Genomic DNA, 24481 nt, shown 5'->3' with positions numbered 1-24481 from the left:
CATAATTCCCTCTGTTTTTCTTTTATTTTTTCCGCAAAATCATGATTTGTCAAACACTTGGAGCGTTATTTAGACATTTGGGCTTAAGGTCTGATTGCCTTGTTTTGTACCAACACGTAATATATTCGGTCTACCAGCAATGCATTTGACCCATGGCACAGCACCCAACACTGAACAATTATCGCCACCATGTACTGAATAAATTCCAGGTCAACAACAGCCTGTTTTTGAACCTGCCGTTTGATGCGGTCTACCAAACCGGGGTGTTGTTGCCGTTCTTGAGTCATGCCTGTGAACAAGGCTACCAAGCCGGCCTCAGCCCGCAGCAAATCATGCAGCGGTTTTTCCAACAACAAGGCAAGCTCGACGCCGAGGAGCAACAACTGAACCTGTTGTTCAAGTGCGTGCAGTACATCGAGCGGCAAATCGTCTTGTTCGATGCCGTGGAGGAAGCCGCCTTTGCCCACACCCACGAGTTGGATGGCCCGGGCAGCCTCACCCACTTGGCCTCACGGGCGGCCCAAACCGAGCGCAGCGCGGCCTTGCAAGACATCCTTTCGGAACACCGGGTGCGGGTGGTGTTGACCGCCCACCCCACGCAGTTTTATCCGGGTCCGGTGCTGGGCATCATGACCGACCTCAGCCAAGCGATCCAAGCCAATGACTTCGCCACCACCGAAGCCTTGCTGCAACAGCTGGGTCAAACGCCGCTGTTCAGCCAAAGCAAACCCACCCCATTTGATGAAGCGGTGAGCTTGATTTGGTATTTGGAAAACGTTTTTTATGACACGGTCAAAGCCATCATCAAGCGCATCAGCCAGCACATCTACCCAAACCAAGCGCTGCCCGACAACGCCTTCATCGAGTTGGGTTTCTGGCCCGGTGGTGACCGCGATGGCAACCCCTTTGTGGATGCCAGCACCACCCTGAAAGTGGCCGATCGCTTGCACCGCAGTGTGCTCAAGTGCTACCACCGCGACCTCAGGGAGCTGAAAAAAAGACTGACCTTTCGCGGCGTGATCCAACGGGTTGAGGCCTTGGAAAAAAGCTTGTATCAGGCGGCTTACCTGACTGATCAAACGCATGACTTGACCGCCGCTCAGCTGGTCGATGAACTGCAGGCAATTTTGGCACTGATCAATGAGCGGCATCATGGCTTGTATGCCGACTTGGTGCACGGCTTGATCAATCAGATCAAATGTTTTGGATTGTATTTTGCCACTTTGGATGTGCGCCAGGATTCTCGGATCCACCACCAGGTGATGCTTGGAATTGCCCGTGACACCATGGCCCTGCCAGCTGCATATCAGGACCTGGCACCAGCTGCTCAAGCCGCGGCTTTGGCTGCCATCGAGCAAACCGTGGCGCCTGATCAATTGAGCACGGCGGTGGCACAGGACACGGTGGCCAGCATCCAGGCCATGCAACAGATTCAAGCCCAAAACGGTGAATTCGGCGCCAACCGCTACATCATCAGCAACTGCCAAAGTGCGCTCAATGTGTTGGAGGTGTTGGCTTTGTTCCGCTTGGCTGGCTGGCCACAGCCCAGCGCCGATGTGGTGCCATTGTTTGAGACCATTGAAGACCTGGCGCAAGCCCCTGGCATCATGGCCCAACTGTTGCAAGATGAAGGTTACCGGCAACACCTGCGGCGGCGGCAGCAACGACAAACCATCATGCTGGGTTTTTCCGATGGCACCAAAGACGGTGGTTATTTGGCCGCCAATTGGGCCATTGTCCAGGCCAAAGAGGCATTGAGCGAAGTGTTTGAAGAAGCCGGCATCCAGGTGGTCTTTTTTGATGGTCGCGGTGGACCACCGGCCCGTGGTGGTGGCGCCACGCATAAGTTTTATGCCACACAAAGCCCGGCCATTGCCAACCACGCCACCCAGCTGACCATCCAAGGCCAAACCATTTCCGCCAACTTTGGCCACCCCTTATCGGCCCAACACAACCTGGAACAGTTGCTCAGTGCCGGTCTCTCCAGCCGCCTGTTTCCAGCCAAAACCGGTTGGGATTCCGCCAGCCGCCAACAGTTACAACAACTGGCTGAATTGAGCTTGGACCATTACCAACGGTTCAAACAACACCCCCAATTCCTGCCCTACCTGGAACGGGTCAGCACCCTGAAATACTACGGCATGACCAACATCGGCAGCCGGCCGACCAAACGCAACCCGGGTGAGGGCTTGCGCTTCGAGGATTTGCGCGCCATTCCATTTGTCGGTGCCTGGAGCCAACTGAAACAAAACGTGCTGGGTTATTACGGTGTGGGTCATGCCTGTGCCGAATTGACCCAGTCTGAGGGACCGGCCGCCTTGGCCCAACTCTACCAGCAATCAGGTTACTTCAAAGCCCTGGTCGACAACAGCCTGATGTCGATTGCCAAATCGTTCATGCCGTTGACGGCCTACTTGCAAGCAGACCCGGAATTTGGGACTTTCTGGTCCGTGATCAATGATGAATTTGAACAAAGTCAACAGCAATTGCTGGTCATCGCCGGGGTCAATGAACCGCTGGCCGATCAGCCGATGCGCCAATGGTCAATCCGCGAACGCGAGGCCATCGTCTTGCCACTGTTGACCATTCAACAACATGCTTTGCAACGCATCAAACAGCTGCAAGCCAAGGCCGAACCACAAGCAGATCTGTTGGCCGCCTATGAAAAACTGGTGACCCGCTCGCTGTACGGCAACATCAATGCGGCCCGGAATGCGGTGTGAAATGCGGTGTGATATGCGGTGTGATATGCCGTGTGAGATGACCGGTGAAATGTGGCCAGAGTCAGCTGGCGGCGGTCACAACAAATGCCGTACCTCAGGCAGGTATTTTTCAAAGGAACCGGTGTTGAACACCACCACTTGATCACTTGGCTGAATCAAACCGGCATCCACTGCGGGCTGCAAGGCGGCCAAACAAGCCGCGCCTTCAGGGCACAGCCACCAATGGTGTTGTTGCCAGGTGGTGCGCAGGTGGTCGGCCATCGCGGCCTCATCAATGGTCAAAGCGCCCCCGCCACTTTGGCGGATGATCTCCAACACCTTGAAGTGACCCACGCCACCGGCCACATTCAGGCCCACGGCCAGGGTGTGTCCGGCGTCGGTCGGCTCCGGTTCAAACAAGTCGTGTTCGAAGGCATGGGCCACCGGTGGCGTGGCGCTGGACTGCACCGCAATGACTTTCGGCCGTTCGGCCCCGATCAGGCCCATTCCTTGCAACTCATCAAAGGCTTTCCACATGCCCAAAATGCCGGTGCCACCACCGGTTGGGTAGAGGATCACATCCGGTAACTGCCAAGCGTCTGACAGGGCATTGGGCTCGGCCAATTCCAAGCCCATGGTTTTCTTGCCATCGATGCGCCAGCCGGGTTCCTGAAAGGTGGCGACATTGAAATAGCCGTGTGGTAGGTAGTGCTCTTTCATCAACACCCCGGCTTCCTTGATGGTGCCCTGCACCATGGCCAACTCGATGTCGGGGTTGTGGAAGGACAAGGCTGCGACACTGCCCTGGATTGGCATCGGTGTGTCATCTGGCATGATGATGGCGGCGCCCAGGCCCATTTGGTTGGCGTAGTAAGCCAAAGAATCCCCGGCATTGCCCTGGGTCGGCACCGCCAAGCGACTCAGGCCATAATGCCGCGCCATGTTGACCACCACCGCCATGCCCCGGTCTTTGAAACTCAAGGTTGGGTTTTGGCCATAACCCGGGTGGCCTTTGCCCTCGTCTTTGATGAACAGCTCAAAACCATGGGCCTGGGCCAAGGGGTGGTCCGAGTGGTTCAGCAGCGGGGTGTGCCCCTCACCGAGTGACACAAAGCCTTCGCTGATCGGCAGCAAACCGGCAAAGCGCCACAGGTCCTTGCGTTCAGGGTGGTACCAGTCGGTGTTTTTGATGGCTTCGGTGTCGTACACCATCTGCACCGGGCGCTGGTCATGTGGGCACAGGTTCATCGGCTCATCCAAAGGGTATTGTTGGCCACAATACGTGCAGGTCAGGTGGGATAAATGGGGGTTGAGTTGGGTCATGGGCGGTCCAAAACTCCCACCATACCGCCTCAAGGCGTCGCTTGCAATGCCTGAATTTCGCCTTGGGTGGCTAACAATGATGGGTTGTTGGCATCGATGGCCAAAGCGGCGTTGATTTGTGCCGTGGCTTGGTCCAACAGGTCTTGTTGAGGCGCCGTGCCCAGACCTTGGGCTTGCACCATCAGGCTTCTGGCCCACAGCTGATGGAAATAAGGGTTGGGCGGGTAATCGGCCAACACTTGGGCAAACAAATCATTGGCCTCCTGGTAATCTTGCCCAGCCGTGTGGTTTTGCAGGGTCAGCAGCATGGCCCAGCTCAGTTTTATGCCGGGATCGACTTGGTTAACTGCGCGGGCTTGGACCAGGTGTTGTTCGGCTTGGGTCAGGTGGGTTTGGAATGGCCGTTGCCCGCGCCGCAGGTGTTCGGCCAACAACAAATGGGTGTTGGTCAAATTCACCAGCTGATGGGGGTCGTTGACCAATTGGTTGTCGGCTGGATTCAACAGCGCCAGCAGCTCTTGTCCAAGCGCTTGGATGTTTTGCCCCTGATCGAAGGCCTGACGCAGCTGCACCCCTTTCATCTGCGCCATGTTGTTGATCAAGCCCCGCTGTTCGCTGACCAACAAATCCGGGGTCAACAAAATTTCTTCGAACACAGTCTGGGCCCGTTCGATAACCGCCGTGGGGTCTTGCCCTTGGCGGATCATTTCCGCGGCCTGTTGCGCCAACACATACAGGAAATCACTGACCACGAACGGCCGATAGGGGCTGTCCACCACCAGCAGCTGTTCAAACCACGACACCACCTGCTCCAGCTTGGCCAGGGCCGATTCACCGCGCAGCATGTGCACGTTGGCTTCGGTGGCGACAATCAGCGCCTGGGTCCAGGTGAAACTGAATAGGTCGGCCATCGGGCCGACCTGTTGGTTCCAATGTTTGGCTTGTTCCAGCGAGGCCGCAACATCACCACCATGGACCATGGCCCAGCGCCCTTGCATCAAGTGGAGGCGCGACAACAAGAATTTGGGATAGCGGTTTTCAGGCAAGGTTTGCAGGGCGTTGTCACAGGCTTCGATGCCCTGTTCAGCGAACTGTGCCACCTGCTCGCCGCTGCGCTGGATGCCATCGGCCATTAAATTAAAATAGGTGTAACAAAGGCTGTCGTATCCTGGTGGGTAACTGCGCGCCATTTGGGTTGATCGTTGATAGGTTTCGGCGGTCATCAAGGCATACTCTTTGGCCGCCGCCCACTGTCCCTTTTGTTCGGCGTTTTGCATCGATGCCGACAAGATCAGGGCTTTGAGGTTGACCGCGTCTTTGTTCCATTGCTTCTCGGCCAGCAGCTCATTGACCGCGGCCAAGCCGGCATCCAAAGACTCGGTTTGACTCAAGGCAAAAGCCCTGAGCAAGGGGTCTTCCTGGCCAGTGTCTTGCTGTGCCAGGGCGATGTATTGCAGGGCCGGTTGCAGGTAATTTTGTTGCAAGTCGGGGTCTTGCATGGCCTGTTCATAACCGTGTTGGTCGGAGAATTCTGAGGCTTTTTCGATGTACAGCTTGGTCCAGGCTTCGGCCAGCAAGGGGCTTTCGGCCTGACCTTGGGTCAACAGCGGAATGGCCTCGGCATAGTACTCAGCGCGCAGCATGATCAGGCCCATCAAGCGATTCTTTTCGGCTGTGGATAAAGTTGGGTCTTGGTCAATGTCGGCATACAGGCTTTCACCTTGCTGCAAGATCAGGCCGATTTCTTCACCCACCGGATGAATCGGCAGCACATAAATTTGTTCGGCTTGGCGCACCAGGTCATTAATTTGGTTTTCGTATTCATTGACCAATTGGTTGCGTTGTTCCTGGTTACCGATTTGCAGCCATTGCCACAGCATCACCGCCACCAGTACCAAGATGCCGGACGTCACTGCCCACTTCAGGCGTTTTTGCCGACGCCGCTTGGGGGCCAACAAGATCTCGGTGAAGTGCTCGGCGGCTTCGGTGGCTGTGGGCCGCGCCTGTGGCTCAAGCTGGGTCAGCTGTTGCAACAAGCCGGACAGCGGTTCTGGCAAACCATCCGGCTGCAAGCGTTTGCCCTGTTGCACATCGGCCAGCAGTTGTTTGGTTTCCATCACCTGATAGGCCGCCTGGTGACTGAACACCTCCTGCGCGATGATGCCCAAGGCGTACAAATCACTGGCGGTGTCGATGGCCTGGCCTTTGGCTTGTTCCGGACTCATGTAACGGATGGTGCCGACCAAGGAACCTTGTTGGGTCAGTTGCTGGTCGCTTTGGGTGTTTGTTTGATCGCTTTGTTCAGGGCCTGGTTGATCAGTGGCTTTGGGCTGGGCCAAGGATTGGGCGATGCCAAAATCCAACACCTTGAGTTGACCCTGTTCGGTGATCATGATGTTGTCGGGCTTCAAGTCCCGGTGCACGATGCCGTGCTCATGGGCCACCGCCAAAGCACTGGCCAACTCGGCCATCAAGGTCAGTTTTTGCGTGTCGTTCAACGGCACCTGATACAGTGGTTTGCCCTTGATGTATTCCAACACCAGAAAATCACCCTCAGGCGTTTCCATGTAGTCATACAATTGGCAAATCGACGGGTGGTTGATCTTCGACAGGATCTGCGCTTCGCGCACAAAGCGTTGCTGGGTGGCGGGGTTTTTCAGGTGTTCCGGACGGATCGACTTCACCGCCACCTGCCGCTCCAGCTTTTCATCAAACCCCAAATACACCGCACCCATGCCACCCTGGCCCAACAGCTTGATGATGCGGATGCGCTTGATCAGGGTCCCTGGCTCAATGGTCGCCACTTTTGCTGCCAACTGGGCCGTTGAAGCCGCCGGTTGGTTGGGCGCCAAATAAGCGGCCAACTGCGCCTCATCGGCCAACAAAGTCTCCACCTGAGACCGGATGTCGGTGTCATCAATTTGCTCCAACAACACCGTCCGCTCCTGGGTGCTCATGCCCAAGGCTTGCTGTAACAGGACTTTGGTCTCTTCGGTTTTTTTCACGGGGTCAAAGGACGACAACGGCTCGCTTGCGTTTCATTATAACCAACATCGAGAGCCATTCAGCAAAAACCCAGCCATTCAAAAATTTCCTTTGAAGAATTGTGGGGTGGGCTTGGCCCACCATCAGCGCGCTAAGAGCCCATCCCGCATGACTTGGCCCATCATTCAGGACCTGTGTTAATATCGTGGTTTCTTGCTTGCGCTGATAATAGTGGTTCAAAAAGGTGATTCAGCTCATTCAGAACGTCAATGAATCCATAAACATTAATTAACAAACCAGCCGAAAATCATGAGTGATTCTGAACATCAAATAGAGTGCAGTCGCCACGGAAAAACCAATGTCACTTTTCTTTGTAGGCATTTGGTTGAGGGTGAAAAATTGGGTTTTAACTTAGCTTATGACCCTGAAAATCCAGATGATTTATGCCCTGATGCTTGGTGTGATGAATGTGACAAGGTTTTGGATGCCGAAGGTGGGTGGACTGGAAAATTTGAAAAATTCGCCGACATAAAAGTTTTGTGTTCAAGATGCTATGAAGATGTTCGTGACAGGAATTGGGTCCAAGATGAAGAAATTTTTCATGATTTGGTTCGATCAAGTTTCAGTTTTATTGAGCCCAGGCATGAGGCATTTCTTTCTGAATACAAAGTCGACGAACATGAACGTTGGGATTGGTATCAAGAAACCGCCAAGTTGGTATTTTCTCACAACGGCAAGCCTCAAGTTGAAGCGGACATTCAATTTTCGGGGACTTTTTCTACCTCGTCCAATACTTGGATGTGGGCCTGGGTAAACAACAGTTTGTCTGAGATCGTGAAGTCGTCATCTCGGGAAATTAAGGAATTGGGTGAAGAGCTGGGTTTAAAACAATTGGTGGCTGGGCGATACGCTGCCACAGAGGTTGATGGTTGGGAAATGACGTCGGTGTTGGCTAAACATTTGAATGCAATTGGGGTTTATCGCACGCCCAGTGACAATGGTTTCACCTACATGGTTATTACCCTGGCAAAGTGGGTTGGTTAGCATGCGGTGATGCTGTTTGATGGGCAGGTCCCATCATACATGACTGCATACAGAGCCATTTTTAAATGGCGAGAAAAATACCCAACAAGCGCATGTTGTCGGACTGGTATTCCGCTGCGCTTCAAACCAGCCGCATATGCGGGCGTTATCTGTAAATTATCATTGCAAACCACGGAGTGATAGAATAGTATCACTTTTATGAAAATAGAACTTGTAACCACATTAAAAAGGCAAGCCACAAAAATTTTAGCTGACCTTCACTCGTCTAAAGAACCTGTGTTAATTACTGAACACGGTAAGCCTTCTGCATATCTTTTGGATGTCGAAGATTACGAGCAAATGCAAAAGCGAATGTGTATTCTGGAAGGTATTGCTCGAGGAGAAAAGGCTGTATTTCAAGGTCAAGTTTATGCTGAATCGGAAGCAGAAGAGAAAATGAGTAAATGGCTCAGATAATATGGACTGAGCCCGCATTGGAAGACCTTGACGAGATAGCCGAATACATTGCATTGGACAAACCAGTTGCAGCAAAAAAACTGGTGACTCAGGTATTCGATTCTGTAAAACGTTTAAAAGAGTTTCCGCTTTCCGGTAAAGTCCCAGAAGGGCTTGAAGATTCGCGCTATCGCGAAATTGTTGTTGGCCCTTGTCGTATCTTCTATCGCCTAGAGGGAAACCAGGTATTTATACTTTATGTTATGCGCAGTGAACGATTACTGCGAAATTTCATTTTGAATGATCGTGCAGATAATACTAAGGGACACACACTTTTTAGAAAAGCCAGCTTGAGAAATTGAACTGGGTTTTTCTTAATTTAACTGGGATTTTCTGGAGATAATACTAAGGGACACACACTTTTTAGAAAAGCCAGCTTGAGAAATTGAACTGGGTTTTTCTTAATTTAACTGGGATTTTCTGGAACTGAAAATCCGAAGTCGTCAGTTTAGAAGGATGTTGATGGAGTTTGGTTGATTTTGCCTGTTTAGAAATAAGCAGGCCGGTGGCAGACAGGATCTGCTAATGGGGACTTGATGGATTGAGCGCTATTCCAGAACGGTTTTTAATCTTAATCCTAAAGCGAATTTCTTACCGACTTGACGACAGAAATCTTTCAGTTGATCAACGGTGCCAACTGCTGAAAAACCCACCGATTTGAATCCTTTAAGCTCATCCATCCAGGTATCTGGGTTGAGCCCAAGTCTGTCGAGGATGGAAGGTAAGTTTTCAGGGGTATATCCACGCTTGTTTTCCAGGATGGCTCGGCCTGAATAATCGACCAATTCTAAATATCCTGAAAGTGAAAAAGGCAGATCTTTGTCGCCCTTTCCGAAACCAATCAGTCTGGTGTTTTCGTTGTTGATGCGATCTTGAATGGAAGTGTAATCTGACTGCTCTGGTGTTTTGGCCATAGCAGCCCTGATGGGGTTTAAATCAACATAAGCCATACAGGTCAGCAGTGCCCTTTCATCCAGCAGTGCCTGGCTTTTGAAGCGACTTTCCCAGAAGTGACCGGTGCAGCCATCTTCAATGTTGGCTCGCCTCGCTATGTACTCATTCAGGGTTTTCATAAACCATGAAATGTCCATCAACCGCTTGCGGTACTCATCAGCCTTAATGATGACGAATTCCAACTCAGGATTACTCATCTGATCACCCCTGACATACCGCTCACACAGCAGCGGTAGATCAAACAACCCAGCCCAAGTCATCAACACCCGCTTATCCGACCAATCTTGGGTTGAATTGACCTTCAGAACGATGTGAAAGTGATTCGACATGATGGCATAAGCGCAGATGTCCAATGCGAACAGTTTGGCCAAGAACTTCATCCGATCCACCACCCATTTTCTGCGGTGCTCGAATGACCGACCTGTGGTATGGTCGTCACCACACAAAAACGCCCTTCGCACACATCGACTCACCACATGATAATAGGGCGTTTCATCTACACATATTTGGTATTTCCTGGCCAGACCCATGGTTTTCTCCTTTCAAAACCATGATTTTGAACATTTCTGTGGATTTTATCTGTGGCAAAGCCCTGATCGATGTGTAAGAATTCTTTTATGGGGTGTCTGTCCCAAAGTATTCACTGATTAAGAGATGAAACCACGAGTAACACCAACAAAACATTGGATTGGATTTGCTGTTTTGGCATTTTTTGAGGTTTAACGAAATATGACCAAGCTGTTGCCAGAAATCTTTTGTGACCTCAATGCGGGAGTGGGTGTAAAAAGCTATCGATTGACAGTTGGCTCTTTTGCCGATTTGGAAAGATTGGGGCTAACACCGGAACAGGCAGTTGGCATGCGGTTTTCGTTCAATGGTGGCGCTGATGAAGACGAGAATGGCCAACCTGCGGACATCATGTTTCACGGCACAGTTGTCAAGGATGACCAATGGGGTTACTTGGCTGTGGCAGACGGAAAAGGTATCTACTGGCGTCCTGCAGAAGCCTAAGAAGGATTTTCATAAAAATCCGAAAGATGGGCTTGGCCCATGATGGATGCTGTTAATTGATTGATTGGAGAATGCAGTGATCACGTATCAATTGTGTGAGGACATACAGGCCTCAGCAAAACTGACCCATGAAAACATGCGGGTTTATTACGAGAAATTTGCGCCTGACTGGGACGAAGCAATGATCCGGGGGCAGATTGCCAATCTAGAAAATTGGGACATCTTGGACAACGATGAGGTTGTTGGCGCATTGAGGATCGAATTTGACAATCAATGTTGTGTCATCCGCGATCTTCAAGTCCTTTCGGTGCGCCAAAATCAAGGCTTGGGGGCCCAAGCCATCGAATATGCTGGGAAACAGGCTGTAAAAAATAGCGCAACCACCCTGGCCCTGAGGGTGTTGAAAGTAAGCCCAGCTTGCCGCCTCTACCACAGAGCCGGTTTTGCCACGATCAGCGAAGACGAACGGTTTTATTACATGGAAAAACACGTCTCCTGAATCATTTGCGTCCAGCCACAAAAAACCCCGCCGAAGCGGGGCTGGTATCAACAACTGAACGAGGGAGTCATCAGTCGAATTGATTCATGGTGTTGTCGGCGCCGGAGGCTTTCAGGGCCGCCTCACCAGAGAAGTACTCTTTGTGGTCGTCACCGATGTTGGAACCGGCCATGTCCTGGTGTTTGACACAGGCCAAACCTTCGCGGATTTCTTTGCGCTGCACCCCGGCCACGTAGGCCAACATGCCGGCTTCGCCGTAGTAGCCTTTGGCCAATTGGTCGGTGGACAAGGCGGCGGTGTGATAAGTGGGTAAGGTGATCAGGTGGTGGAAGATGCCGGCTTCTCGCGAACCATCGCGTTGGAAGGCCTGGATCATTTGATCGGCTTTTTGGCCCAAAGCGGTGTCGTCGTATTTCACGTCCATCAGCTGGTCGCGTTCGTAGGCGCTGACGTCTTCGCCGGCTTCGAGCATGGCGTCATAAGCCTGCTGGCGGAAGTTCAGGGTCCAGTTGAATGACGGTGAGTTGTTGTACACCAGTTTGGCATTGGGGATCACTTCACGGATGCGTTTGACCATGCCGCCGATTTGACCCACATGCGGGGTGGCGGTTTCGATCCACAACAGGTCGGCGCCGTTTTGCAGGCTGGTGATGCAGTCGAGCACGCAGCGGTCTTCACCGGTGCCGGGTTTGAATTGGAACAAACCACTGGCCAAGCGCTTGGGTTTGACCAACTGACCGTTTTGTTTGATCACCACGTCACCGTTCTTGAGGTCCTCAGCGGCAATCGCATCGCAATCCAGGAAGGCGTTGTATTGATCGCCCAAATCACCTGGCTCCTGGGTCACGGCGATTTGTTTGGTCAGGCCGGCGCCCAAAGAATCGGTGCGGGCCACGATCACGCCATCATCAACCCCGAGCTCCAAGAAGGCGTAACGCACGGCGCGGATCTTGGCCAGGAAGTCGGCATGCGGCACGGTCACTTTGCCGTCTTGGTGGCCGCATTGTTTTTCATCGGACACCTGGTTTTCGATTTGAATCGCACAAGCACCGGCTTCGATCATTTTCTTGGCCAGCAAGTAAGTCGCCTCTTCGTTACCAAAACCGGCATCGATGTCGGCAATGATCGGCACCACATGGGTTTGGAAGTTGTCGATGGCTTCTTGGGTGCGTTGGGCTTTGATTTGATCACCAGCGCCCTTGGCGTCATCCAGATCTTTGAACAAGCCACGCAGTTCACGGGCGTCGGCTTGTTTGAGGAAGTCATACAGTTCTTTGATGAGCGCCGGGACGCTGGTTTTCTCATGCATGGATTGGTCGGGCAGTGGACCAAATTCGGAACGCAGGGCGGCGATCATCCAACCAGAAAGGTACAAATAGCGCTTGTCGGTGGTGCCGTGGTGTTTTTTCACCGCGATCATTTTTTGTTGACCGATGAAACCGTGCCAACAACCGAGCGATTGGGTGTAGTTGGCTGAATCGAGGTCATAATCTTGCATGTCTTTGCGCATGATGGCGGCGGTGTACTTGGCAATGTCCAAACCTGTTTTGAATCGATTTTGCAGTTTCATTCGAGCGACGTATTCAGGGTTGATGGCTGACCAGGGAGACTGGTGGTCCTTGATGAGTCCATCGGCTGATTGCACTTCTGTTTGGTAATTTGACATGATAAAAGTCCTGCTTGTGTTTTGTGGTTAAAAACCGTTTTTGTTGAATAATGAATAAAAGTCGGGGTCAGTCAAACAAACGTTTGAATAACGCGTTCACGAATATTAAGAGCATTTTCATGACTTTTAAACACTTTTTTGCTACTTTTTGAGAAAAATTATTTTTTTCATACTTTCGTCTAAAAATTGCCAGAATTAGAGTTTTTAGTCTAAAAACCTGATATAAAATAAAAAGGTTTCGTCTCGAATCTCCCGCCATCCAGGACCCAAAATGACCCAAAACGCAGAATTGAATACCACCAACGACCACCCTAATTACCAGCACCGTGCCGCCTTGTCAGTCGATCCCTTGTTGGTCGAATTCATTGAAACAGAGGTCTTACCCGAGCTGCCCATCAGCCCCGATCAATTTTGGTCGTCAATGGCTGCGGTGATTCAGGACCTGGCTCCGATCAACCAAAAACTTCTCAAAAAACGCGAGGCGCTGCAAGCCAACTTAGACCAATGGCTGATGAAAAACCGCGATTCATTCGATCTAGCGGCTTATGCCGACCATTTAAAGGCCATCGGCTACCTGGTTGAGGAAGGGCCGGCATTCCGCATCGGTACAGCGAATGTCGATGCCGAAATCGCCCAACAAGCCGGGCCGCAATTGGTGGTGCCGACTTCCAATGCCCGCTTTGCTTTGAATGCCACCAATGCCCGGTGGGGTTCTTTGTATGACGCTTTGTATGGCACCGACGTGATTGCTGAGGCCGGTGGCGCCGAGAAAGGCACCGGCTACAACCCCGTGCGGGGTCAAAAAGTGATCGAATATGGCCGTGACTTTCTCGACCAACACTTTCCTTTGCAACAAGGCAGCCATCACCAGGCCACGGCTTATGAGATCAGCGAGCAACAGTTGTTGGTGACTTTGGCAGATGGTCAAACCAGCCCGCTAAAAGACCCAGGTTTGGCGGTCGGCTTCAATGGCGAGGCCAGCCAGCCGAGTCAAGTGGTGCTCAAACACCATGACCTGCATGTGATCATTGAGATTGATCGCGACTCGGTCATTGGCCAAACCGATCCAGCCGGGGTCAAAGACCTGACCTTGGAAGCGGCGGTGACCACCATCCAGGATTTCGAGGATTCCGTGGCAGCGGTCGACGGCGAAGACAAGGTCGGCGTGTACCGCAATTGGTTGGGTTTGATGCGTGGTGATTTACAAGACACCTTTGACAAAGGCGGCCGGCCCATGACCCGGGTGGCGGCACCGGACAAAGCATTCAAAGCCTTGGATGGCTCGCCACTCACCCTGCATGGTCGCAGCCTGTTGTTTTGCCGCAATGTCGGCCACTTGATGACCAACCCGGCGATCATGGATGCTGGCGGCAACGAGGTGCCTGAAGGCATCATGGACGCGATGGTCAGTGTGCTGGTGGCGATGCATGATTTGCGTCAACTGGGCCCTTTGCGCAACTCCCGCACCGGCAGCGTCTACATCGTCAAACCGAAAATGCACGGGCCGGAAGAAGCGGCCTTTGCCAACACCCTGTTTGATCGGGTGGAAGATGAGTTAGGCCTGCCACGACACACCATCAAAATCGGCGTGATGGATGAAGAGCGCCGCACCACAGTGAACTTGAAAGAGTGCATCCGCCAGGTGAAAGACCGCATCGTGTTCATCAACACCGGCTTTTTGGACCGCACCGGTGATGAAATCCACACCAGCATGCTGTTGGGCCCGATGGCGCCCAAAGCCGAGATCAAAGCCATGCCCTGGATCGCTGCTTATGAAAACTGGAACGTGGACATTGGCTTGGAATGCGGCTTCACTGGCATCGCCCAAATCGGCAAAGGCATGTGGGCCATGCCCGATGAAATGGCCAAAATGATGACCACCAAAACCGAACACCCCGAAGCCGGCGCCAACTGTGCCTGGGTGCCCTCTCCCAACGGCGCCACCTTGCACGCCATGCACTACCACCAAATCAACGTGTTTGACGTGCAAGCACTGCTCAAAGACCGAGCACGGGCCGATTTGAACGACATCCTGACCATCCCGCTGTGCGCCGATCCGGCCGCTTTGACCGCCGAACAAATCCAACGCGAGCTGGACAACAACGCCCAAGGCATCCTCGGCTATGTGGTGCGTTGGGTCGATCAGGGTGTGGGTTGTTCCAAAGTGCCCGACATCAACAACGTCGGCCTGATGGAAGACCGCGCCACCTTGCGCATCTCCAGTCAACACATCTGTAACTGGCTGGTCCACGGCATTTGCACCGAGCAACAAGTCAAAGACACCTTCGCCCGCATGGCCGCAGTGGTCGACCAACAAAACGCCGGTGACCCCGCCTACCAAGCCATGGCCGCTGACCTGGCGAACAACACCGCCTACCAAGCCGCCTTGGACCTGGTGTTCATAGGCCAGGAACAACCCTCCGGTTACACCGAACCCTTGCTGCACGCTTACCGCCTGCGACTGAAAGCCAAAGGCTGAGCCACCAACAGGAGCGGCCTTGGCACCCGCTCCTTCGGCTTTACCTCAAAAACAACGTGCCTGCGGCACTCGGCGACTGAAGTCACCGCTCCAAGTAAGAACCAGCCCCCCCGGAGCATCGACTTCAGTCGATGTGACACCCCCACAAACCTGACTTACGTTGAATCTGCAGTGGTTATTGGTGGCGTCATGTCAGCCAAAACATGGCACAATGAACACATCAACCACACCCAAACCATGAGCAAAAAAGAAGGCGAAAAAATTGTGATTACCCATCAAGCGTTTCAAATGCTTGATGGCGGGTTGGTGGTGCAAGCAGAACCATGGGACCAATTGGTGAAAGTGACAGCATATAAACTGGACTTGCTGGCCATGGATCATGGATCAAATCAGGGTGTTGTTTGAATATCAGTCTGGTCTGGAAATTGAAATCTCAGAGGACATGACGGGTTTCACTGAATTGATGGATTCGTTGCCCAAGCACATCCCTGGTTTTCCCCGATTGGATCAATGGAGGCCCAAGATTGTTCATCCGCCATTGGCAACAAACCTGACGACATTGTGGCAGAAACCAGATTAAACCCAGGGCTCAAGTAAGGTCGTTCGGCGACTGAAGTCGCCGCTACAAATGAAAGACGGTCCTGACACCACTGCATGATTCACAGGCTGTGAATTGGGCCCCAAATATGGGCCCAATGATGTGATAGGATTTTAGTTATTGATTCAAACAACCCACCAGGGGGTGAAACTTGAAAGCAGCGCTGTGGGAAACATATGGTAAACCGGCAGATGCATTGCGGTTCTCCGATGCCGATCAGCCGCGGCCGAAAAGCAATGAGGTTTTGATCAAAGTTCACGCCAGCACAGTCACCGCAGGAGATGCCCGGATTCGTGCCTTGAATGTGCCTCAGGGTTTCAGGCTATTGACCCGATTGGCTTTCGGTTGGTTCAAACCACGAAAAACGATCCCTGGTATGGAATTTTCTGGGGTGGTCAAATTCGTTGGTAATGGGGTCAAGTCATTCAAAGCGGGCGACCGGGTTTTTGGTTCGACAGGCATGCAATTGGGTGCCCATGCCGAGTACCTGTGTCTGCCTGAAAAAGCGGTGATGGTCAAATTGCCCGTTGAAATCAGTCACCAAGAAGCTGTGGCCTCTTTATTTGGTGGACTGACAGCGATACATTTCTTGAAACAAAAAGCGCAACTTAAAGCGGGTCAAACCATCCTCATCAATGGGGCTTCTGGGTCGGTGGGCACCGCATCGATTCAGGTGGCCAAATACCTGGGGGCGAACATCACCGCGGTTTGCAGCACCGGTAACATGAAGCTGGTCAAATCCCTGGGCGCCAATCAGGTCATTGACTACACCCAAACGGACCTCGATGCCATCTCAGCTGAATTTGACTTCATCTTGGATGCGGTGGGCAATCTGCCGCTGTCACGTTGTCAAAACATGCTGAAAGAGCGGGGAAAAGTAATCGCCATTGTGGCGGACCTGCCCACCAACATATCAGCCATTTTCAACGCCAAATTGATCAGTGGCGTGGCATGGGAAAATAAAGCGAATTTGACGTTCCTTAAAATTCAGGTCCTCAACGGTGATTTCAATCCAGTGGTCGATCGGGTGTACCCCATCGAGCACATTGTTAAAGCGCATGAATATGTCGATACGGGACACAAGAAAGGCAGTGTCGTCATCACCATGGACGATTGAAGACGACTTTTGGCGCATCGACTTCAGTCGATGTGTTGTTCAAAATAGTAAGCCAGATGCAAGCCCAAACTTTGGATGATAAACTGTTTTCGACAGCCGAAATTATTGCAACTTTTAGGAGCTGTGGATGAATTTTGAAGCAGGCAACCATTCAATAACAATCAATCAAGAATCGCATGACACATCAGGTTCAAATGATCATTTAAAACGGTATTCAAAGCAGCATCAATTGGCGCCCAATTACCAACCTTCTGTAATCTATGGGGTTGAGCTTGATGGTCGGTTTGATTGTCTGATCTTTGCTGCTGGAGGTGCAACGGGCGTGTCTCAGCAGTCGGCCATGATTCATCAAACCAGCTTATTTGTTGGCATCGGTGATCAATTGGTTGGTTTATCGCTTCCTGATTTACAGTTGTTGTGGCACAAGCAAGTTGATGAGGCGACTTGTTTTGACATTTACCTGTCCCCTGACGAAATGGGTTTGTTGGTACATGGTGAAATGGCCGTCTCAAAGGTTTCATTTACTGGTAAATTAATTTGGTCTTTCAGCGGCAAAGACATATTGACCGAAGGATTAGCGGTTCATGAAAGTCACATAGAGGTGATTGATTTCAACCAAGAGCCATACCAACTGGACATAAAAAACGGTGCGCTTATCCAGGGTTGATTGCTTGGTCGTGGCATCTTAAACTCCCTTTGCTTTACGGCGACTGAAGTCGCCGCTCCAGGAAATTTTTGGAGCATCGACTTCAGTCGATGAAAAAATCACGATCAATCCAAAGGTCGGATTGGCGTTTGCGATCATGGTCATCACCCATAAAGCCCCCAAAACCGCCGATCGGCATCGGCCAAGCCGGCGGCAACGGCGTTGTTTTTGATGTAGCGGTAGGTGCTGCGAAAGTGACGCTCAGAGCGGATGGCTTTGTCGAAATAATTCTTTTCCCACAAGGGGCCGGACCACTGCAGGCGTTTGTTGATCAAGCGGGCCAAGCCGCCTTTGAGTTTTTGCATGATCACATCCAAGTCTTGCCGTTGCTCAAACAAGATGTGCACGTGGTTGGGCATCACCGACAGGGCGATCAGTTGATAATACTCTGGGCTCAGGTTGTGGCAATACAGTTGGGTCAAATCAATGAGGTCGGCATCCAGTATCCGGCCTGAGTCAGAATGGTCGAGGTATTGATCGATGCCAAATTGTTTGTTGGACTCGTCCAGCTCTGATTCTTGCATCAAGCGGACAAACTCATCGACACTGTCCAGGGTCCGAAAGGTGACAAACTGAAGGGCATTGATCTGACTGAAATGTGGCAACGGTCTTTTCACGGTTGGCTAAAACGCAGACTGAAACCAACACCCCTGCAAAAGGGGAAACAAGGGTTGTCGATTCCAGCCGACGTTGTTCCTGATAAATCCAATGCCCCCCACTTTATTTGGTAGCCGTCAGAAAGTCTTGCGGCATTCACCGCTTCAGGCTGTCAATAATTTGGATCGATGGTCGAAAAAAATGACGGTGTTTTTAAGCAGCATCGACTGCTGTCGAGATAAGCAGCACCATAAACAGGGTGGTGTGTGCCTGCGGCAGTTGGCGACTGAAGTCGCCGTTCCAGGGTGGCTGCATTCTTTTGGAGCATCGACTTCAGTCGATGAATTAAACAATGAGAGCTTAATGGTTTGTGTTTGGTTGCCAGCATTAAGCCCTCAATGATAAAGCCCGAAAAAGTTGATCGGTTTTTTGGCTGTCCTTGTCGCAAGGGAGATGTTGCAGCTGAAACAGTTCTTATTCAAAAGTGCCTGCGGCAGTCGGCGACTGAAGTCGCCACTCCAGGGTGGGTACATTCTTTTGGAGCATCGACTTCAGTCGATGTAATCAGCACCATGAACATGAAGGTTTGAGTCCACCCATAGAAATAAACTTTAACCATGCAGCTCTTTAATGGATGATTGGTGTTGATGATCCTTTTTGATTACAAGAAAGTCGAAACAGGTAGCCACTTTTATCCTTCTGTGTGCCTGCGGCAATCGGCGACTGAAGTCGCCGCTCCAGGGTGGGTTTTTTCTCAAACGGTGATATGGGATGATGATGGCGGCGCAGATCGGTTGCGGTGGGTTTCAGGCGGCCAGCACCACCCGGTCGCGGCCCTGGGCTTTGGCTTGGTACATGGCATGATCGGCTTGGATCAGGGCGCTTTCCAGCTGGTCGTGGATCAGGGCCACCCCAAAGCTGCCGGTGATACGCAACTTGGCGTTGGTTTTGTGGCTCTGTTCGGACAGCTGCAGCCGCAAGTGTTCGGCCAGTTGTCCGGCTTCTTTCAGGTCGGCCACCGGCACCACAACGGCAAATTCTTCACCGCCGGTGCGGCCCATCACCGAGGGTGGCAACAACAGTTTGTTCATCCACATGGAGACCTCTTTCAACACCTCGTCGCCGACTTGGTGGCCATACTGATCATTGATTTTTTTGAAATGATCGATGTCGGCGACGATCACCGCCAGGTTTTTACCCAGTTTGTCTTGTTGTTGGATCAGGGCTTCGGCCTGTTGTTTGAAGCCGCGCCGATTGAGCAAACCAGTCAGGTAATCAGTGATCGCCTGGTGTTTCAGCTTGCTGGCCAAATCATCAACCAAAATCAACAGGGTGAACAGTCCCAGACCAGCAAAGAAGGCGGGCATGAACAAAAAGTTGACTTGGGAATACAGACTCAGCCAGTGCTCATTCCTTGCAGCCCCTTGCAACAAAGCCAGGGTGCCGCTGGTCAATTGCACCACGGCATACAAGGCAAACAACACCATGGCACTGATTTCCGCGGTGCGGAGTCGGCTTTCGGTGCGGGCGATTTCCCGCACAATGGCGAACACCACCACCGCGCCACTGAAAGGAATGAACACCATGCGCAGGCCCATGTGCGGTTGCCAATAGGTGAACACCACCACCAACAGTTCGACCAACAAGAAATAAGCCATGATCATAGGCGGAAATGGCCGTCGTCCGGCACGCATGCGAAAACCGGCCAGGGCCAGTGCTTGGGTCAGCAGGGACACACCATTGACCACCACCCAATACAGGTTGCGATCTGGAAACAGGTCGTTGATGGCGTTGAGGATGCCATTGACCGCAGCAAACACATAGAACAAAGACCACATCAACACATAGGTCTTTTTTTCCATGATGCGCCAGGCCAACAAAAACACCACCGTCATCATCAGGCTGATGAGGAATTGACTGATGTTGATCAAATCGACGTCTGACAAAGCCATATTGGTGTTTTTTGAACTCAGGTTTAAATCATTATAGCCTAAATGGGCGGCAGGGGTTTTTCGACCATGACGTGTTCAATTCGGTCTAAATAACGGTCAATGCCAGCACTGAATGTTACCCACAAAAAACATGTTATTCAGATTAATATGACCCTAAAATATGGCATTGATGTCAAGTCCCATGTCACCCATGAAAGCCAAAAACCACCACGTCATCAGCGCCGCATTGAGCGCTTTGCTCAGTTACCAAACAGGCGCTGCGAAGCAGCCAGATGTTTACTATTTAACGGCGGCAGAAATCAAAGCAGGCAACGCCTTGAATTTAACCAATGCACTGGGTGCCTGTGGATCGTCATTCATGTCTCACAAGCCAGGTTGTTGTGAGCCCAGTACAGCCAGCATACCGCTGGAAGAAAGGATCAAGCAACCACCTGCGGATCCGTTTCTGGAACCGGCCATCATTGAGGAAGGCAACAGCATTGACTACCAGGGCATGGCTTTTCAATGTGTGGCCATTGAACCCCCAACCAACCGCAATGAAACGCCATCAAGAACGGGGTTTGGAGAGCATAAATTTCAGTGGATTTCTCAAAATGTCATGGCATTTTGTGACTCGAAGGGCTTGTCATTGACTGCTTGTGCAGATCACATCAAAGTCAAAAACTAACCGGCATGTCCGTTTGATCATCGGGCTCATGACTGAGCCGCATGATTTGGCTGTGGGGCATGCAAATCGATGATTGGATGGACAACATGAAACAAATTAACAAGCCATTGCCTTGGTTGATGTTGTGGTCGTTGATGCTGGGGGTATCAACAGGCTCTTCGGCAGACAACAAGTACAAGGCAAAAAGTGTGGACACCCCAGAGGTGGTGGGTCGTTTGTATCTCCCAACCGACCATGAACAACCCGTTCCTGCCATCATCGTGCTGGGTGGTTCCGGTGGCAGATTGAATCAAGTGTATGCCGAGCAACTGGCAAAAGCTGGTTTTGTGGTGTTGGCCTTGGCTTATTTCAATGCCCCAGGCAGGTCAAGCACTTTGGATCGGGTCCCGGTGGAAACGGTCAGTCAAGGCATTGATTGGTTGTTGGCTCAACCCAATGTGCAAACTGCCGGCGTTGGGGTTTTAGCGGTGTCACGTGGCACGGAACTGGCCATCTTGGCCGCCGCCCATGACCCCCGCATCCAGGCAGTGGCCGCTTTGGTACCATCCTCAGTGGCCTGGCAGGGACAACGTGGGTCCGTGGCTTGGACCTTGGGGGGCGAAGATGTGGCCACCTTGACCTTGCCTCCGGCCGGGGACCAAACCACCTGGCAACGGGCCCAGCGGGCTTTGCAAACCAACCAAGCCACCCAGGCCCGCCTGCCGGTGCACATGATCAACGGACCCATTTTGTTGGTGTCGGTGGAACAGGATCACATCTGGCCCTCCACCGCGATGGCTGAAGAATTGATGCAGCAATTGAGTGATCATCCCCATGAGCACCGGCATTTGGTGTTGGATGATGACCACACCTTGAGCCCAGAGTCTCAGGCCCAGTTGGCCCAGCCTTTGCTGACCTTGTTCAGTCAATTGGCGGCTGAATCAACCAGCCATTGAGACCTTCTTCACAAGGCGTGCGTGGTTTTTTGGCTACAATATGGGGTCCATCAAAACAGCGCCTGAGGAACAGGCCGGAGTCAACATGCAACACCCCAGTAACCCGGTCCACCCACAAAACATCGGTGGCATCCACAAAAAAGGCATTGGCGTGGGCGAACAAGCCATGATCCAAATCACCGCTGGCCTATGCGCCACGGCCGAAGTCTGGCAGAAAACCCCACAAGAAATCGTCGCCATGGCCCAACGCATCCACGATGAGTTGTTTCGTTATAAGCCGGCAGATGAACGGGATTGAATCAAGCAGCTTTTAATGTCAACTTACCGGCGAAAGCCTGCCACTGGTGAAAACAGGGCCCGCATTCAATGTCATTCAATGGGTATTTGGCTTACTTCACTTTGACAACTTAAACCATCGTCTTAGCAGCGAAGGCCGCAATCCAGCGTCTTGCGTATGCGCTTTAAATTTGCCAATTGACATAATATTTGGTTCTTGCCAAAAGACACTGGGAACCGGCTTTCGCCGGTAAGTCGATATAAACAGTGTCTTCTCATGGGCAGGCTTTGCAAGCCTTGAACAAGCACAGAGCTCAACCCATAAAATGCGGCAACAAATCCACTGGGCTGGCAAAGTGGTGGTGGGCTGACCACTGTTTGGGGTCATCTTCGGGGGCCAAGTATCCCCATAAGGCGATGCCGGATGACATGCCGGCGGCGTGGGCGGCTTCGACATCGGAGCGGGCGTCGCCCAGGTATAAAGTGGCCGCGTGGTTCAAGTCCATGTTGGCGGCCGCTTGCAGCAACGGTTGCGGGCTGGGTTTGCTGCTGCCGACTTCATCGGCACACACCAGGATGCGGCTGTTTTTCAAAGCACGGATGTGCTGCACGATGGGTTTGGCCAACCAGGAAGGTTTGTTGGTGACGATGCCCCATGGAATGTCCTGTTGGTCCAAGTGGTCGATCAAACCCGCCACCCCATCAAACAAATGGCTGTGGGTGTTCAGCTGCTGTTGGTAAATCACCAGGTATTCTTGTCGCAGGGTTTCCAGTTGCTGCTGTGGTGGATCATTGAACACCGATTTGACCAGCGCCACCGCACCTTGGGAAATGTATTGGCGAAATTCAGACACATTCAAGGTGTGGTCCATGCCATGCTTGTCGGCCAATTGAGCCAGGGCATGGATCATGTCAATAGCGGTGTCGATCAGGGTGCCGTCCAAATCAAACAAAATGGCTTGGTAGCGGTCCATGATCAAGCGTTTTTCTGGGCCGCCACAAAGTAGTTGATGTCCAAATCCTCTGGGTCCAGCGCCGCCGATTGGGTGAGCGGGTTGTAACGCATGCCGGTCAGGTCCTGGATCGTCACCGGGTGTGCTTGCAGCATTTTGACCAACTCCGAGGGTTTGATGAACTGTTCGAAATGGTGGGTGCCCTTGGGCACGATTTGCAGCAGGTGTTCAGCGGCAAAGATGCCCAGCAACATGGCCTTGGGGTGGCGGTTCAGGGTCGATAAAAACAACCAGCCGCCAGGCTTCAAGGCCGCCACGCAGGCCGCCAAAATGCTGCCGGGATCCGGCACGTGTTCCAACATTTCCAAACAACAGACCACGTCCTGACTGGCGGGCTGGGCCGCTGCAAAGTCTTCGATGCTCAGGTTTTGGTAATCCACCTGCAGCCCCGATTCGTGCAGGTGCATTTTGGCCGTTGCCAATGAAGCGGCAGACAAGTCCAACCCGGTCACGTGGGCACCGGCTTGGGCCAAAGCTTCGGCCAGAATGCCGCCACCACAACCCACATCCAACACCTGTTGGTCGTTCAAGGCCACCCGTTCGGTGATGTATTGCAGGCGCACGGGGTTGATTTGGTGCAGGGTTTTGAAGGGGCCATTGGGGTCCCACCAAAAAGCCGCCTGACCATCGAATTGTTTGATTTCTGCGGGGTAGTGGTTGCTGTTCATGAGACTTGGCAAACAAAAGGGCTATTGTACACGATGGTCTGGTCGCGGGGGGTGGAATGCAGGTGGTAACTTTTTACTGCTTTTGTGCAGACTTGACTTGTGACTGTTCGAAAACAACCCATATCTGGTATCATCTTGCATTTGTACACCTGCCCTTGCTTCAACCATGAAATCGTTCGCGGATAAACTCGGTATGTTCCTGTCTGGACTGTGCGCCATTCAGTGTGCCATGCTGCCGATCTTGCTGAGTTTGTCAGCGGTGGTGCCCAGTTGGGCGCACTTTGGTCATGGGTGGATTTGGATGACGGTGATCGGGGTGATTGCTTTGTGGTCGTTTTCACGCGGCTGGCAACGCCACCATGACAAGAAAGTGATTCTGTTTTGTGTGCTCGGTTACGGCTTTTTGCTGACCGCCACCCTGCTGGAGAACCAAGTCAGCGTGCTGACGGAGTCGGCGCTGTTTGTGGTCGGCGGCACCTTCATGGTGCTGGCGCATTGGCGCAATTACCGCCGCATGCAATGCCTGCCAGCCGCCCAGTGATGGGCTGGATTTGGGATGATTGGGCTTGGGCACAGCCAAGCCGCGGCTCAGAGGAGTTCGAAATCTTCTTTGGTGACGCCGCAATCGGGACACATCCAGGTTTCTGGCACGTCTTCCCAGCGGGTCCCGGGCTCAATGCCGTCATCGGGCCAACCATCGGCTTCGTCGTAGATCAGGCCGCAGACAACACAAATGTATTTTTTGTACTCAGTTTCCATGGTGTCCAAAGAGATTCAGATGGAGCCAATATACG

General features: G+C 52.2%; 23 protein-coding genes. 14 read left to right on the top strand and 9 right to left on the bottom strand.

Going from position 1 to position 24481, the window contains the following annotated elements; all coding sequences use genetic code 11:
• Positions 1-152 precede the first annotated feature (152 nt).
• Entirely contained in the window at positions 153-2723 is a 2571-nt protein-coding gene (locus tag K7G70_RS01500) for a phosphoenolpyruvate carboxylase (RefSeq protein WP_223786822.1), read from the top strand.
• Positions 2724-2798: 75 nt separating this feature from the next.
• Here K7G70_RS01500 and K7G70_RS01495 read toward each other — a convergent pair whose 3' ends face one another.
• Together K7G70_RS01495 and K7G70_RS01490 are read right to left on the bottom strand one after the other, a co-directional pair.
• The gene (locus tag K7G70_RS01495; RefSeq protein WP_223786821.1) at positions 2799-4025 is read right to left on the bottom strand and encodes a threonine synthase; all 1227 of its coding nucleotides are present in this window, start codon (positions 4023-4025) and stop codon (positions 2799-2801) included.
• A 29-nt stretch (positions 4026-4054) separates the two neighbouring features.
• Entirely contained in the window at positions 4055-7048 is a 2994-nt protein-coding gene (locus tag K7G70_RS01490; protein ID WP_223786820.1) for a serine/threonine-protein kinase, read from the bottom strand.
• Positions 7049-7319: 271 nt separating this feature from the next.
• Here K7G70_RS01490 and K7G70_RS01485 point away from each other — a divergent pair, with 271 nt between their 5' ends.
• The 3 genes from K7G70_RS01485 to K7G70_RS01475 all read left to right on the top strand — a co-directional run bounded on the left by K7G70_RS01485 (position 7320) and on the right by K7G70_RS01475 (position 8851).
• The gene (locus tag K7G70_RS01485) at positions 7320-8054 is read left to right on the top strand and encodes a DUF6882 domain-containing protein (RefSeq protein WP_223786819.1); all 735 of its coding nucleotides are present in this window, start codon (positions 7320-7322) and stop codon (positions 8052-8054) included.
• A 198-nt stretch (positions 8055-8252) separates the two neighbouring features.
• Positions 8253-8510: a type II toxin-antitoxin system Phd/YefM family antitoxin gene (locus tag K7G70_RS01480; RefSeq protein ID WP_223786818.1), complete on the top strand. Its 258-nt coding sequence runs from the start codon at positions 8253-8255 to the stop codon at positions 8508-8510.
• A complete protein-coding gene (locus K7G70_RS01475) occupies positions 8498-8851 on the top strand; it encodes a type II toxin-antitoxin system RelE/ParE family toxin (protein ID WP_223786817.1) in 354 nt (117 codons plus the stop codon). The genes K7G70_RS01480 and K7G70_RS01475 overlap by 13 nt, the downstream gene beginning before the upstream one ends.
• Before the next feature lie 246 nt (positions 8852-9097).
• Here K7G70_RS01475 and K7G70_RS01470 read toward each other — a convergent pair whose 3' ends face one another.
• Positions 9098-10033 carry a transposase gene (locus tag K7G70_RS01470; RefSeq protein ID WP_223786816.1) on the bottom strand — a complete coding sequence of 312 codons (936 nt, stop codon included), beginning with the start codon at positions 10031-10033 and terminating at the stop codon, positions 9098-9100.
• A 199-nt stretch (positions 10034-10232) separates the two neighbouring features.
• Between K7G70_RS01470 and K7G70_RS01465 the strand changes: the two genes are divergently transcribed.
• Positions 10233-10514 carry a hypothetical protein gene (locus tag K7G70_RS01465; protein ID WP_223786815.1) on the top strand — a complete coding sequence of 94 codons (282 nt, stop codon included), beginning with the start codon at positions 10233-10235 and terminating at the stop codon, positions 10512-10514.
• A 76-nt stretch (positions 10515-10590) separates the two neighbouring features.
• A complete protein-coding gene (locus K7G70_RS01460) occupies positions 10591-11013 on the top strand; it encodes a GNAT family N-acetyltransferase (protein ID WP_223786814.1) in 423 nt (140 codons plus the stop codon).
• A gap of 70 nt (positions 11014-11083) precedes the next feature.
• Here the strand turns inward: K7G70_RS01460 and K7G70_RS01455 are convergent, their stop codons facing one another.
• Entirely contained in the window at positions 11084-12679 is a 1596-nt protein-coding gene (locus tag K7G70_RS01455) for an isocitrate lyase (protein ID WP_223786813.1), read from the bottom strand.
• A 271-nt stretch (positions 12680-12950) separates the two neighbouring features.
• Between K7G70_RS01455 and K7G70_RS01450 the strand changes: the two genes are divergently transcribed.
• The 4 genes from K7G70_RS01450 (at position 12951) to K7G70_RS01435 (ending at position 17540) form a co-directional block, all read left to right on the top strand.
• Entirely contained in the window at positions 12951-15158 is a 2208-nt protein-coding gene (locus tag K7G70_RS01450) for a malate synthase G (RefSeq protein ID WP_223786812.1), read from the top strand.
• A 237-nt stretch (positions 15159-15395) separates the two neighbouring features.
• Positions 15396-15563, top strand: coding sequence for a hypothetical protein (locus tag K7G70_RS01445; protein ID WP_223786811.1), 168 nt, complete (start codon positions 15396-15398; stop codon positions 15561-15563).
• Positions 15564-15907: 344 nt separating this feature from the next.
• Complete coding sequence (locus K7G70_RS01440; protein WP_223786810.1) at positions 15908-16873, top strand: NAD(P)-dependent alcohol dehydrogenase; 966 nt, start codon at positions 15908-15910, stop codon at positions 16871-16873.
• A gap of 127 nt (positions 16874-17000) precedes the next feature.
• Positions 17001-17540 (top strand): PQQ-binding-like beta-propeller repeat protein, encoded by a 540-nt coding sequence (locus tag K7G70_RS01435; protein ID WP_223786809.1) that lies wholly within the window; start codon positions 17001-17003, stop codon positions 17538-17540.
• A 143-nt stretch (positions 17541-17683) separates the two neighbouring features.
• On the opposite strand, the gene K7G70_RS01430 is transcribed toward K7G70_RS01435, so the two are convergent.
• Together K7G70_RS01430 and K7G70_RS01425 are read right to left on the bottom strand one after the other, a co-directional pair.
• On the bottom strand, positions 17684-18196 hold the full coding sequence (locus K7G70_RS01430) for a transposase (RefSeq protein WP_223786808.1): 513 nt from the start codon (positions 18194-18196) through the stop codon (positions 17684-17686).
• Positions 18197-18982: 786 nt separating this feature from the next.
• The gene (locus K7G70_RS01425; RefSeq protein WP_223786807.1) at positions 18983-20128 is read right to left on the bottom strand and encodes a GGDEF domain-containing protein; all 1146 of its coding nucleotides are present in this window, start codon (positions 20126-20128) and stop codon (positions 18983-18985) included.
• 190 nt (positions 20129-20318) lie between these two features.
• Between K7G70_RS01425 and K7G70_RS01420 the strand changes: the two genes are divergently transcribed.
• The 3 genes from K7G70_RS01420 (at position 20319) to K7G70_RS01410 (ending at position 22028) form a co-directional block, all read left to right on the top strand.
• A complete protein-coding gene (locus tag K7G70_RS01420) occupies positions 20319-20795 on the top strand; it encodes a hypothetical protein (protein ID WP_223786806.1) in 477 nt (158 codons plus the stop codon).
• Between the two features lie 41 nt (positions 20796-20836).
• Entirely contained in the window at positions 20837-21730 is an 894-nt protein-coding gene (locus K7G70_RS01415) for an alpha/beta hydrolase family protein (RefSeq protein WP_223786805.1), read from the top strand.
• An 85-nt stretch (positions 21731-21815) separates the two neighbouring features.
• Complete coding sequence (locus tag K7G70_RS01410) at positions 21816-22028, top strand: hypothetical protein (RefSeq protein WP_223786804.1); 213 nt, start codon at positions 21816-21818, stop codon at positions 22026-22028.
• A gap of 292 nt (positions 22029-22320) precedes the next feature.
• On the opposite strand, the gene K7G70_RS01405 is transcribed toward K7G70_RS01410, so the two are convergent.
• Positions 22321-22980, bottom strand: coding sequence for an HAD family hydrolase (locus tag K7G70_RS01405; RefSeq protein WP_223786803.1), 660 nt, complete (start codon positions 22978-22980; stop codon positions 22321-22323).
• A 2-nt stretch (positions 22981-22982) separates the two neighbouring features.
• Positions 22983-23687 carry a bifunctional 2-polyprenyl-6-hydroxyphenol methylase/3-demethylubiquinol 3-O-methyltransferase UbiG gene (gene ubiG / locus K7G70_RS01400; RefSeq protein ID WP_223786802.1) on the bottom strand — a complete coding sequence of 235 codons (705 nt, stop codon included), beginning with the start codon at positions 23685-23687 and terminating at the stop codon, positions 22983-22985.
• 166 nt (positions 23688-23853) lie between these two features.
• Here ubiG and K7G70_RS01395 point away from each other — a divergent pair, with 166 nt between their 5' ends.
• Positions 23854-24228: a MerC domain-containing protein gene (locus tag K7G70_RS01395; protein WP_223786801.1), complete on the top strand. Its 375-nt coding sequence runs from the start codon at positions 23854-23856 to the stop codon at positions 24226-24228.
• Between the two features lie 47 nt (positions 24229-24275).
• On the opposite strand, the gene K7G70_RS01390 is transcribed toward K7G70_RS01395, so the two are convergent.
• The gene (locus K7G70_RS01390; protein WP_223786800.1) at positions 24276-24446 is read right to left on the bottom strand and encodes a rubredoxin; all 171 of its coding nucleotides are present in this window, start codon (positions 24444-24446) and stop codon (positions 24276-24278) included.
• Positions 24447-24481 lie beyond the last annotated feature (35 nt).

It is taken from the genome of Marinicella meishanensis (assembly GCF_019931145.1).
GTDB classification, from domain to species: Bacteria; Pseudomonadota; Gammaproteobacteria; order Xanthomonadales; family Marinicellaceae; genus Marinicella; species Marinicella meishanensis.
The sequence above is the reverse complement of the archived record's forward strand: the minus strand, read 5'-3'. Positions and strand labels throughout refer to the sequence as shown.

What these genes read in the sequence shown, in the direction of transcription:
- K7G70_RS01500 (WP_223786822.1), top strand. Translation starts at nt 153, where the DNA reads ATGGCACAGCACCCAACACTGAACAATTATCGCCACCATGTACTGAAT.
- K7G70_RS01495 (WP_223786821.1), bottom strand. Translation starts at nt 4,025, where the DNA reads ATGACCCAACTCAACCCCCATTTATCCCACCTGACCTGCACGTATTGT.
- K7G70_RS01485 (WP_223786819.1), top strand. Translation starts at nt 7,320, where the DNA reads ATGAGTGATTCTGAACATCAAATAGAGTGCAGTCGCCACGGAAAAACC.
- K7G70_RS01480 (WP_223786818.1), top strand. Translation starts at nt 8,253, where the DNA reads ATGAAAATAGAACTTGTAACCACATTAAAAAGGCAAGCCACAAAAATT.
- K7G70_RS01475 (WP_223786817.1), top strand. Translation starts at nt 8,498, where the DNA reads ATGGCTCAGATAATATGGACTGAGCCCGCATTGGAAGACCTTGACGAG.
- K7G70_RS01470 (WP_223786816.1), bottom strand. Translation starts at nt 10,033, where the DNA reads ATGGGTCTGGCCAGGAAATACCAAATATGTGTAGATGAAACGCCCTAT.
- K7G70_RS01465 (WP_223786815.1), top strand. Translation starts at nt 10,233, where the DNA reads ATGACCAAGCTGTTGCCAGAAATCTTTTGTGACCTCAATGCGGGAGTG.
- K7G70_RS01455 (WP_223786813.1), bottom strand. Translation starts at nt 12,679, where the DNA reads ATGTCAAATTACCAAACAGAAGTGCAATCAGCCGATGGACTCATCAAG.
- K7G70_RS01450 (WP_223786812.1), top strand. Translation starts at nt 12,951, where the DNA reads ATGACCCAAAACGCAGAATTGAATACCACCAACGACCACCCTAATTAC.
- K7G70_RS01445 (WP_223786811.1), top strand. Translation starts at nt 15,396, where the DNA reads ATGAGCAAAAAAGAAGGCGAAAAAATTGTGATTACCCATCAAGCGTTT.
- K7G70_RS01435 (WP_223786809.1), top strand. Translation starts at nt 17,001, where the DNA reads ATGAATTTTGAAGCAGGCAACCATTCAATAACAATCAATCAAGAATCG.
- K7G70_RS01425 (WP_223786807.1), bottom strand. Translation starts at nt 20,128, where the DNA reads ATGGCTTTGTCAGACGTCGATTTGATCAACATCAGTCAATTCCTCATC.
- K7G70_RS01420 (WP_223786806.1), top strand. Translation starts at nt 20,319, where the DNA reads ATGAAAGCCAAAAACCACCACGTCATCAGCGCCGCATTGAGCGCTTTG.
- K7G70_RS01415 (WP_223786805.1), top strand. Translation starts at nt 20,837, where the DNA reads ATGATTTGGCTGTGGGGCATGCAAATCGATGATTGGATGGACAACATG.
- K7G70_RS01410 (WP_223786804.1), top strand. Translation starts at nt 21,816, where the DNA reads ATGCAACACCCCAGTAACCCGGTCCACCCACAAAACATCGGTGGCATC.
- K7G70_RS01405 (WP_223786803.1), bottom strand. Translation starts at nt 22,980, where the DNA reads ATGGACCGCTACCAAGCCATTTTGTTTGATTTGGACGGCACCCTGATC.
- ubiG (WP_223786802.1), bottom strand. Translation starts at nt 23,687, where the DNA reads ATGAACAGCAACCACTACCCCGCAGAAATCAAACAATTCGATGGTCAG.
- K7G70_RS01395 (WP_223786801.1), top strand. Translation starts at nt 23,854, where the DNA reads ATGAAATCGTTCGCGGATAAACTCGGTATGTTCCTGTCTGGACTGTGC.
- K7G70_RS01390 (WP_223786800.1), bottom strand. Translation starts at nt 24,446, where the DNA reads ATGGAAACTGAGTACAAAAAATACATTTGTGTTGTCTGCGGCCTGATC.